This window comes from Streptomyces sp. FH025, assembly GCF_017427025.1.
Lineage (GTDB): Bacteria > Actinomycetota > Actinomycetes > Streptomycetales > Streptomycetaceae > Kitasatospora.
Window position 1 is genome coordinate 1 of the sequence record NZ_JAFLNG010000412.1, and the last position, 7044, is coordinate 7044.

The 7044-nt window shown below is 69.8% G+C and carries 7 protein-coding genes and 1 riboswitch; of the genes, 3 read left to right on the forward strand and 4 right to left on the reverse strand.

All coding sequences use genetic code 11. The features are described from left to right. From J0670_RS25305 to J0670_RS25315, 3 genes are all read left to right on the forward strand, one after another. A partial coding sequence (locus tag J0670_RS25305; RefSeq protein WP_207813969.1) for a glycosyltransferase family 39 protein occupies window positions 1-1405 on the forward strand: 1405 nt, incomplete at its 5' end. A gap of 49 nt (window positions 1406-1454) precedes the next feature. Further along, window positions 1455-1610, forward strand: a riboswitch (cobalamin riboswitch). A 192-nt stretch (window positions 1611-1802) separates the two neighbouring features. Continuing rightward, window positions 1803-4211, forward strand: a complete 2409-nt coding sequence (locus J0670_RS25310; protein WP_207813973.1) for a ribonucleoside-diphosphate reductase subunit alpha — start codon at window positions 1803-1805, stop codon at window positions 4209-4211. Next, a complete protein-coding gene (locus tag J0670_RS25315; protein ID WP_207813970.1) occupies window positions 4211-5230 on the forward strand; it encodes a ribonucleotide-diphosphate reductase subunit beta in 1020 nt (339 codons plus the stop codon). Before J0670_RS25310 ends, J0670_RS25315 begins: the two co-directional genes overlap by 1 nt. 74 nt (window positions 5231-5304) lie before the next feature. Here the strand turns inward: J0670_RS25315 and J0670_RS25320 are convergent, their stop codons facing one another. The 4 genes from J0670_RS25320 to J0670_RS25335 all read right to left on the reverse strand — a co-directional run. After that, window positions 5305-5595 (reverse strand): DUF397 domain-containing protein, encoded by a 291-nt coding sequence (locus J0670_RS25320; protein WP_207813971.1) that lies wholly within the window; start codon window positions 5593-5595, stop codon window positions 5305-5307. Window positions 5596-5633: 38 nt separating this feature from the next. Continuing rightward, a protein-coding gene (locus J0670_RS25325) for an IS5 family transposase (RefSeq protein ID WP_374223161.1) occupies window positions 5634-6484 on the reverse strand; the annotation gives its coding sequence in 2 pieces (ribosomal slippage) (window positions 5634-6130 and window positions 6130-6484; 852 coding nt in all). Between the two features lie 90 nt (window positions 6485-6574). Then, window positions 6575-6784: a DUF397 domain-containing protein gene (locus tag J0670_RS25330; RefSeq protein WP_207813972.1), complete on the reverse strand. Its 210-nt coding sequence runs from the start codon at window positions 6782-6784 to the stop codon at window positions 6575-6577. A gap of 29 nt (window positions 6785-6813) precedes the next feature. Continuing rightward, window positions 6814-7044, reverse strand: a 231-nt coding sequence (locus J0670_RS25335) for a Scr1 family TA system antitoxin-like transcriptional regulator (protein ID WP_243437495.1), incomplete at its 5' end; no start/stop codon positions are given.

Here is a 7044-nt window from a genome sequence, read left to right on the forward strand (position 1 = left end):
GCTCGCCGCCGCGCACCCCGACGAGGCCGCCACCATGGTCGCCGGCCGCCAGCTGCTCGCCCACCTGCTGCACGGCACGCCGGTCACCACCGACCTGGTCGACCGCATCCCCGGCTCGCCCTGGCTCTACCCGCCGCTGGCCGGCGCCGCCGCGAACGCCAACGGCATCTGGGGCACCCGGCTGCTCAGCCTCGGCTTCGCGCTGGCCACCACCGCGCTGCTGTACTCGCTGACCCGGCGGCTGTTCAACGAGCGGGTGGCCATCTGCGCCATCGCCGTCTACGCCGTGCTCCAGTCCACCGTCGTGGTCGGCTTCTACGCCGCCCCCGAGTCGCTCGCCGTGCTGCTGGTCGCCCTCGCGGCCTGGACCACGGTGCTCACCGCCCGCCGCCACCCGGCGCTGGTCCTGCTCGCCGCCCCGGCCGCCGCGCTGGCCTGCGCCGTCGCGTACTCGGCGGCCTTCGCACTGCCCGCCCTGATCGCGCTGGCCCTGGCCACCGCCTGGCCGCACCGGCGCCTCTCCCAGGCCGCGCTGCGCGCCGTACTGCTGGCCGTCGGCACCGCCCTCCTGCTGCTCCCGTACGGCACCCTCGGCAAGGTCGCCGGGTGGTCCCCCTCGCAGGGCAACGCCCCCGGCTCGGCCGGCTCCATCCTGCTCAGCACCGTCCAGTGGAGCGGCCTGTTCACCGTCCTCGCGGTGGCCGGCACCATCGCGTACGCCCGCCGCGAGCAGATCAACGAGCACGACGCGCCGGACAAGGACACCGTCCCCACCACCCGCGGCCGGCGCGTGCTGCTCGGCACCGCACTGACCGCCACCGCCCTGCTGATCCCCGCCGCCCACCTGTGGACGGGCACCTCCGGCGCGCTGTTCCGCCACCTCGGCTACGGCATGCTGCTCGCCGCCCCGCTCGCCGGGGTCGGCCTGACCCGGCTGGTCGGCGCCCACTTCCGCCACCCCCAGCTGGGCATCCTGGTCTGGGTCGCGCTGCTCGCCCTCGGCCTGGAACAGTCCGCGCTGCGCTACCAGAACGGGCCCGACTCCGGCCGCCTGCTGGCCGTCCTGCGGGTCCACGCGGTGCCGCAGGGCCGCTACCTCACCGAGGTCGACGGACTGGCCGAGTACTACCTCGGCGGCGTCTCCACGCCCGAGCAGTGGGTCTCCGCGCGCACCGGCACGGACTACCGCGACGGCGCCGGGGTGCAGCACCACGGCGACGACGGCAGCGCGGCCGCGATCCGGGACGGATGGTTCACCATGGTCGTCCTCGACAGCACCGCGCCCGAGTCCACCGACCGGGCCCTGAGCGCCGCGCTGGCCACCAGCGGGCAGTACCGGCTGATCGCCCAATTCACCTCGCCGACCGGTGATTCGAGTACGTACAAGGTCTATCTGAAGCACTGACCGCTCACCCGGCCTGCCCACACCCGCGACACGACAGGCACAACATATGGTGCCGCCATAGTGAGGCGGCACTACATGTATGCTCGCTTCTGCTGTTGATGCAGGGGAACCCGGTGCGAATCCGGGACTGCCCCGCAGCGGTGTGCGGGCGGCTCCAGAGCCGTGTCCGCGAGTCCGAGTACCTGCCGACGGCCTGCGCCACGGCCCTCCCGCAGAGGCCGCGCGCCAGCACGAGCAGTACCCCTCCGGGCCTCGCGGGCGGGCCGGGGAGACACCGTCGCACGCCGCTGTCCGCGTGCGCGCCGATCTCCCCTGCCCTGAACGGCCCGGGTGACCCCGATCACGCCGCCGATCGCCGCCAGGAGAGAGCGCCTTGACCACCGCTGCCTCAGCCACCCTGCCCGCCCAGGGCACCGGCACCGCCTTCACCGACCCGACGGTCTCCGACCCCGGCGGCGCGCTGCTGCGGCTGCTCACCGACCGCAGCGCCGACCTCACCGAGGTCGACCCCGGCCATGTCGCCGCCGCCGCGCTGCGCGGCCGCCACGCCGGCTCGGACTTCGCCGAGCTGCGCGGGCTGGCCGTGGACGCCGCCGCGTCGATGATCGCCGAGGACCCCCAGTACTCGAAGCTGGCCGCCCGCCTGCTCGCCCTGGAGATCGTCGACGAGGCCAACAGCCAGGGCTCGGTCTCCTTCTCCGCCTCGATCGCCGTCGGCCACGCCGAGGGCCTGATCGGCGACACCACCGCGGCCTTCGTCGCCAAGCACGCCGCCGCCCTGGACGCGCTCATCGACACCGAGGGCGACGACCGCTTCGAGTACTTCGGCCTGCGCACCGTCCAGTCCCGCTACCTGCTGCGCCACCCGATCACCCGCAAGGTCATCGAGACCCCGCAGCACTTCCTGCTCCGCGTCGCCTGCGGCCTGGCGGTCGGCGACAACGAGCAGTCGGTGCGCGAGGTGGCCGAGCTGTACGGTCTGATGAGCCGCCTGGAGTACCTGACCTCCTCGCCGACGCTCTTCAACTCCGGCACCCGCCACCCGCAGATGTCGAGCTGCTACCTGCTCGACTCGCCGCTGGACAACCTGGACTCGATCTACAGCCGCTACGCGCAGATCGCCCGCCTCTCCAAGCACGCCGGCGGCATCGGCCTGTCCTACTCGCGCATCCGCTCGCGCGGCAGCCTGATCCGCGGCACCAACGGCAAGTCCAACGGCATCGTGCCGTTCCTGCGCACCCTCGACTCCTCGGTCGCCGCCGTCAACCAGGGCGGCCGCCGCAAGGGCGCCGCCTGCGTCTACCTGGAGACCTGGCACGCCGACATCGAGGAGTTCCTGGAGCTCCGCGACAACACCGGCGAAGAGGCCCGCCGCACCCACAACCTCAACCTGGCGCACTGGATCCCGGACGAGTTCATGCGCCGGGTCAACGCCAACGAGGACTGGTCGCTGTTCTCCCCGGCCGACGTGCCCGAGCTGGTCGACCTGTGGGGCTCCGACTTCGACGAGGCCTACCGCAAGGCCGAGCAGGCCGGCAAGGCCGTCCGCACCATCCCGGCGCAGACCCTGTACGCCCGCATGATGCGCACCCTGGCGCAGACCGGCAACGGCTGGATGACCTTCAAGGACGCCTCCAACCGCGCCGCCAACCAGACCGCGCTGCCGGGCCGCACGGTGCACTCCTCCAACCTGTGCACCGAGATCCTGGAGGTCACGGACGACTCCGAGACCGCCGTCTGCAACCTGGGTTCGGTCAACCTGGGCGCGCACGTGGCCGCGGGCGCGTCGGCCGACGACCTGCTGGGCGCGATGGACTGGGAGCGCCTCGACGCCACCGTCCGCACCGCCGTCACCTTCCTCGACCGCGTGGTGGACATCAACTTCTACCCGACCGTCGAGGCCGGCGCCTCCAACTCCCGCTGGCGGCCGGTCGGCCTCGGTGTGATGGGCCTCCAGGACGTCTTCTTCAAGCTGCGGATCGACTTCGACTCGGCCGAGGCCGCCCGGCTGTCCACGCTGATCGCCGAGCGCATCATGCTCACCGCGTACGAGCGCTCCGCCGACCTGGCCGAGCAGCTCGGCCGCCACGAGGCGTACGGCGAGACCCGCGCCGCCCGCGGCGAGCTCCACATCGACCACTTCGACGTGGCCCCGCAGTGGGGCGAGCGCTGGACCGCGCTGCGCGCCCGCATCGCCGAGACCGGCCTGCGCAACTCGCTGCTGCTCGCCATCGCGCCGACCGCGACCATCGCGTCCATCGCCGGCGTGTACGAGTGCATCGAGCCGCAGGTGTCCAACCTGTTCAAGCGCGAGACGCTGTCCGGTGAGTTCCTCCAGGTCAACCCGTACCTGGTGCGCGAGCTCAAGGAGCTCGGCGTCTGGGACCAGCAGACCCGCGACTCGCTGCGCGACGCCAACGGCTCCGTGCAGGAGCTGGGCTGGCTGCCCGCCGAGGTCCGGTCGCTGTACCGCACCGCGTGGGAGCTGCCGCAGCGCGCGCTGATCGACCTGGCCGCGGCGCGCATGCCGTACCTGGACCAGAGCCAGTCGCTGAACCTGTTCATGGCGGCGCCGACCATCGGCAAGCTCAGCTCGATGTACGCGTACGCGTGGAAGGTCGGTCTCAAGACCACCTACTACCTGCGCTCGCGCCCGGCGACCCGCATCGCCCAGGCCGCGTCGGGTGCCGCCCGCGCCGCCGCGCCCGCGCCCGTGCCTGTGAACACCCCCGCCCTCACCCCGGAGCAGGAAGCCGCCATCGCCTGCTCCCTGGAGAACCCCGAGTCCTGCGAGGCCTGCCAGTAATGTCTCAGTCCGAAGACCGCAAGATGCTGCTCGACCCCGGCTTCGAGCTGACGCTGCGCCCGATGCGCTACCCGTCCTTCTACGACCGGTACCGGGACGCGATCAAGAACACCTGGACCGTCGAGGAGGTGGACCTCCACTCGGACGTCGCCGACCTGGCGAAGCTGAGCGAGGGCGAGCGCCACCTGATCGGCCGGCTGGTCGCGTTCTTCGCCACGGGTGACTCGATCGTTTCCAACAACGTGGTGCTGAGCCTCTACAAGCACATCAACTCCCCGGAGGCGCGGCTGTACCTGTCGCGTCAGCTGTTCGAGGAGGCCGTGCACGTCCAGTTCTACCTGACGCTGCTCGACACCTACCTGCCCGACCCGGAGGACCGCAACGCGGCCTTCGCCGCGGTGGAGAACATCCCCTCCATCCGCCAGAAGGCCCAGTTCTGCTTCAAGTACATGAACGCGGTCGACCACATCGACTCGCTGCAGACGAAGGAAGATCGGCGGGCGTTCCTGCTCAACCTGATCTGCTTCGCGGCCTGCGTCGAGGGTCTGTTCTTCTACGGCGCGTTCGCGTACGTGTACTGGTTCCGGAGCCGCGGCCTGCTGCACGGCCTGGCGACCGGCACCAACTGGGTCTTCCGCGACGAGTCCATGCACATGGACTTCGCGATGTCGGTGGTCGACACCGTCCGCGAGGAGGAGCCCGACCTCTTCGACGACGAGATGGCCAAGCAGGTGACGGAGATGCTGGAGGAGGCCGTCGAGGCCGAGCTCCAGTTCGCCCAGGACCTGTGCGGTGACGGCCTGCCCGGCATGAACACCGCCTCGATGCGCGAGTACCTCCAGGCTGTGGCCGACCAGCGCCTCGCCCGCCTCGGCCTCCCGATCCGCTACGGGTCCACCAACCCGTTCGGCTTCATGGAGCTCCAGAACGTCCAGGAACTGACCAACTTCTTCGAGCGCCGGGTCTCGGCCTACCAGGTCGCGGTTGAGGGTTCGGTCTCCTTCGACGACGACTTCTAAAAGAAGAAGTACAGAGAGACACCACAGAGAGGTGCCCCGCACGGCCACGGCCTGTGCGGGGCACCTCTGTTGGTTCAGGTGGACGGGAACTCTCCGCCCTTGACCCCGGCGAGGAACGAAGCCCAACCATCAGCCGGGAACATCAGCACCGGCCCATCCGGGTCCTTGGAGTCCCGGACTGCCGTAGCTGTCACCCTCACCTGCGTCTCGACACAGTTACCGCCCTGCCCGCTGTAGCGGCTCTTGTACCACCCAAGTCCGGCAGCGATGGCGGGAACAACCTCGGCTACCTCGATGCAGTCACCACCCTGTCCGCTGTAACCGCTCTTGCGCCAGACAACGTTCCCGAGACTCGATGCGAGCATGCCCCACCCCTCCGATGCCTAGGCATCGTCTTCAAAGATCAAATCCAGAGCAGAATCGAGGCGATGGTGATGGCGGCTTGGTAGGACTCGCGGGTCTTGTCGTATCTGGTGGCCAGGCCGCGCCATTGCTTCAGGCGGTTGAAGCAGCGTTCGACGACATTGCGGAGCCGGTAGACGGCGCGGTCGAATCCGGGTGGCCGGCCGCCGTGTGAGCCGCGGGTGAGACGTCCGTTGACCTGGTCGACGCGTTCGGGGATGGTGTGCGGGATGCCGCGTCTGCGCAGGTAGGCGCGGATCTCGCGAGAGCTGTAGCCCTTGTCGGCGATGACGTGGTCGGGCCGGGTACGCGGACGCCCCGGCCCGACCCTGGGGACCCGGATCGCCTCCAGGACCGGTTCCAGGCGGGTGCAGTCGTTGGTGTTGCCGCCCGACAGGACGAAGCCGAGCGGGCGGCCGCGTCCGTCGCAGGCCAGGTGGAGCTTGGTGCTCAGTCCGCCACGGGATCGACCGAGGGCGTGATCACCCGCTTCGTCCCGGTCGAGAGCCCCTTTTTACCGCCGGTGGCGTGCTGGTGGGCCCGCACGATCGTGGAGTCGACCGACACCAGCCAGTCGATATCTCCGGCCGCGTCCTTCTCCGCCTGGACCGCGTGGAGCATCCGCGAGAACGTGCCGTCCAGTGCCCACCGGCGGAAACGGGTGTACAGGGTCTGCCAGGAGCCATAGCGCTCCGGCACGTCCCGCCAGGACGTGCCGGTCCGCAGCTTCCACACGATCCCGTTCAGCACCAGCCGATCATCCGAACGTGGCCTGCCCGCCACCCCCGAAGCGGGCAGGAACCGCGACAGCACAGCCCACTCGGCATCCGAAAGCTCATGACGACGCACCATGGCGAACATGATCTCTCATCACTTGATCAGCTTTGAAGACGACTCCTAGCGGCACAGCTGCTGGATCCGAGCATTCATGCCAAGACTTGTCTACCCGCCCAGGAGCTCGCCAGCCTTCACACTGCCGACGAAGGCAGCCCAAGCGTCTGCGGTGAACTGGAGAGCCGGGCCGCCCGGATCCTTCGAGTCCCGAACAGCCATCCCGCTCGACTCAAGGCGGCCGGTCTCTACGCAATCGTTCGCCTGAGCGCTGTAGCTGCTCTTGTACCAACCCCGAACAGCGATCTCCGGTACGGTCATTGCGCTCACACCTCTGTCTGGTCTCGTGCTCACATCTCCGCCGCGATTGCGGAGATCATATCCAGCGAGTCCGTAGGGTTCAGGGCCGCTGATCGGAGGTACTCGAAGACCAGCCCGTAGCCGTCCAGCTCTGCCTGCTGCTCCATGTAGTGGCTGCTCGTCAGCGTCTCCAGGAGAACCGCCCCGGGGTTCGGGGAATCCGTGAAGCCGAACATCACGAACGCCCCACACGCCCCGGCCGTCGCGCCAACCTCCAGCGG

What these genes read in the sequence shown, in the direction of transcription:
- J0670_RS25315 (WP_207813970.1), top strand. Translation starts at nt 4,211, where the DNA reads ATGTCTCAGTCCGAAGACCGCAAGATGCTGCTCGACCCCGGCTTCGAG.
- J0670_RS25320 (WP_207813971.1), bottom strand. Translation starts at nt 5,595, where the DNA reads ATGCTCGCATCGAGTCTCGGGAACGTTGTCTGGCGCAAGAGCGGTTAC.
- J0670_RS25330 (WP_207813972.1), bottom strand. Translation starts at nt 6,784, where the DNA reads ATGACCGTACCGGAGATCGCTGTTCGGGGTTGGTACAAGAGCAGCTAC.